The 2,660-nt window shown below is 46.5% G+C and carries 4 protein-coding genes; all 4 read left to right on the forward strand.

Annotation, left to right across the window (positions count from 1 at the left end; translation table 11 throughout):
- On the forward strand, nucleotides 1-244 hold a 244-nt coding region (gene lptC / locus AB7U36_RS22095), incomplete at its 5' end, for an LPS export ABC transporter periplasmic protein LptC (protein ID WP_428161760.1).
- Nucleotides 213-767, forward strand: a complete 555-nt coding sequence (locus AB7U36_RS22100) for an LptA/OstA family protein (protein ID WP_428161761.1) — start codon at nucleotides 213-215, stop codon at nucleotides 765-767. The genes lptC and AB7U36_RS22100, both read left to right, overlap by 32 nt.
- The gene (lptB, locus tag AB7U36_RS22105; RefSeq protein WP_428161762.1) at nucleotides 768-1,490 is read left to right on the forward strand and encodes an LPS export ABC transporter ATP-binding protein; all 723 of its coding nucleotides are present in this window, start codon (nucleotides 768-770) and stop codon (nucleotides 1,488-1,490) included.
- Nucleotides 1,491-1,492: 2 nt separating this feature from the next.
- A partial coding sequence (rpoN, locus tag AB7U36_RS22110; RefSeq protein WP_428161763.1) for an RNA polymerase factor sigma-54 occupies nucleotides 1,493-2,660 on the forward strand: 1,168 nt, incomplete at its 3' end.

Consider the following 2,660-nt stretch of genomic DNA (forward strand, 5'->3'; position numbering starts at 1 on the left):
TGACATGATCTTATCAGAGAATGTTACTATCCGGTATCAGCAATACACCCTGACAAGTGAAACATTGCATTATGCCAAAAAACCGCATATAATACGCTCTGATTCAAGGGTTACATTTGATGACGTAAACTCCATGATAAAAGCTGACAGCATGGAGATCCGGCTAAACCAGGATCTGATCATCTTAAAAGGACACGTAGAAGGACAATTTAGTGAAAATAGTCAGAATCCCAATAGGTTATAATATTTCTCTGATTTTGTTGCTGGTGCTGTCGACTCTTTTTGCACAGGTATCCTTTGCAGCCCAGGAGAAGACAACTGCTGAGAAGAAACAGCCGCCGGCAGACCTGAAAATTACTTCGGATAAAATGGTCGCCGACAAAAACCAATCCATGGTGGAATTTATGGGAAACGTCAAAGCGGTTCGGGCGGACAGTGTGCTTTTAGCAAATTCGATCAAAGTATTTTTTCATACCTCAAAAACCAAAAAGGAAGACCAATCAAACGTCAAACGGATTCTTGCCACGGGGAATGTGGAATATACCGAAGGGGAGCGCAAAGCGTTCTCGGATCAGGCGGATTATGACACCACAGATGAAATACTGGTGCTCACAGGGGAAAAAGCCCGTCTGCTTACGGGAAAAAGCTGGATCTCCGGCAAAAAAATAACCCTGTTTAAGGCCCAGGACCGGGTGGTTGTGGAAAGCACCGAAAAAAACAGGGTTGAAGCATTTTTTGATGCCGAAGATCAGGATGGTTCTTTATAAATGAGCCGACTGGTACTGGAAAACCTCGTAAAGACCTATGGCGGTAAAACCGTCGTGAATCACGTCAGCCTGACCGTTGACCAGGGTCAGGTCACCGGGCTTCTAGGACCTAACGGTGCCGGAAAGACCACGACCTTTTATATGACCGTAGGCATGATCCGGCCGGACAAAGGCACGGTCCATCTTGACGGGGAGGATATAACCCGCTATCCCATGTATGTCAGGGCCAGAAAGGGCCTTGGTTACCTGCCCCAGGAGACCTCTATATTTAAAAAACTGACAGTCCGGGAAAATATAACGGCCATTCTGGAGGTTATTGACAAAAAAGTCGCGGACATCAACCGGAAAGCCGAAACACTGATGGAAGAACTTGGGATACTGGCCTTGGCCGGACAAAAGGCGACTTCCCTGTCCGGTGGAGAAAAGCGCCGTCTGGAAATTTCAAGGGTTCTTGCCACAGACCCCTTGTTCATCCTACTGGACGAACCCTTTGCCGGCATTGATCCTTTGGCTGTTATTGATATCCAGCAAATCATATCCCAGCTTACCGACAAAGGCATCGGAATATTGATTTCCGATCACAATGTCAGGGAAACATTAGGCGTATGCAACACGGCTTATATTATGAGCCAGGGTATGGTTATGGAATCAGGCCCTCCGGAAAAAATTATTTCAAGCAAAGTAGCCAAACGCATTTACCTGGGAGACAATTTTAGACTTTAATCATGGAACTTGGATTACAACAAAGCCTTGCACTGACCCAGCAGCTGGTCATGACACCCCAGCTCCAACAGGCTATCAAACTGCTTCAGCTCTCCAGGCTTGAACTTGCCGAAATGATCCAGCAGGAAATGGAGCAAAATCCGGCGCTTGAAGAAATCTCCATTGATGAGGCCTCTGACAAAGCCATCACGGCCCAGGAAACCGAAACCCGGACAGCTGAAATAGAAGCCCCTGTCAAAGAAGTTACCATTGAAGAGCGGGTGCGCTCGGATACGGACTGGGAAAACTATATCAATGAATATAACTCCACCGGTAGAATCTACATGGAGTCTGAAAACAGTGAAGCGCCCAATTACGAATCATTTACATCCGAGAAACAAACCCTTGAAGCCCATTTAAAGTGGCAGTTGATGCTTTCGGATCTGCCGGACGAAGAGGAGCGACTGGGTCATGTCATCATCGGCAACCTGAACCGGGACGGATATTTATGCGCCGACGTGGAGGAGTTGGCCCAGAGTGCCGAGTCCGATATTCAAACCGTTGAAAAAGTGCTGGCTGTGCTCCAGACCTTTGACCCCCCCGGCGTGTGTGCCAGAAACCTGTGCGAAACGCTTTTGATTCAAGTCCGGCAACTGGGCATTGAAAACGATATCATCACCCGGATCATTACGGATCATCTCAAAAATCTTGAAAACAGAAACAGTAAAAAAATTGCCAAGGCCCTTAAAATTTCCGTTGAGGATGTGCGGGCTGCAGTAAAAATCATCCAGTTTCTTGAACCCAAGCCCGGCAGGAAATTTGCCACAGAGGAACCCGCCTACATCACCCCGGATATCTATGTTTACAAAGTCGGTGATGATTTTAAAATTGTTATGAACGATGACGGCCTTCCCAAATTAAAAATTTCAAGATTCTACAGGGACGCCGTCGCCACCGGCAAAAAAATCCCCAAGGAGACCAAGACCTATCTTAATGAAAAGATGCAGTCCGCCTCCTGGCTGATAAAATCCATTCATCAACGCCAGAAAACCATCTATCTGGTCATGGAAAGCATCATCAAGTTTCAAAGGGATTTTTTTGAAAAGGGCATTGCCTATCTGCGGCCTTTGATTTTAAAAGATATTGCCGAAGATATTGAAATGCATGAGTCTACGATCAGCCGGGTGACCA

This window comes from Desulfobacter sp., from assembly GCF_050177295.1.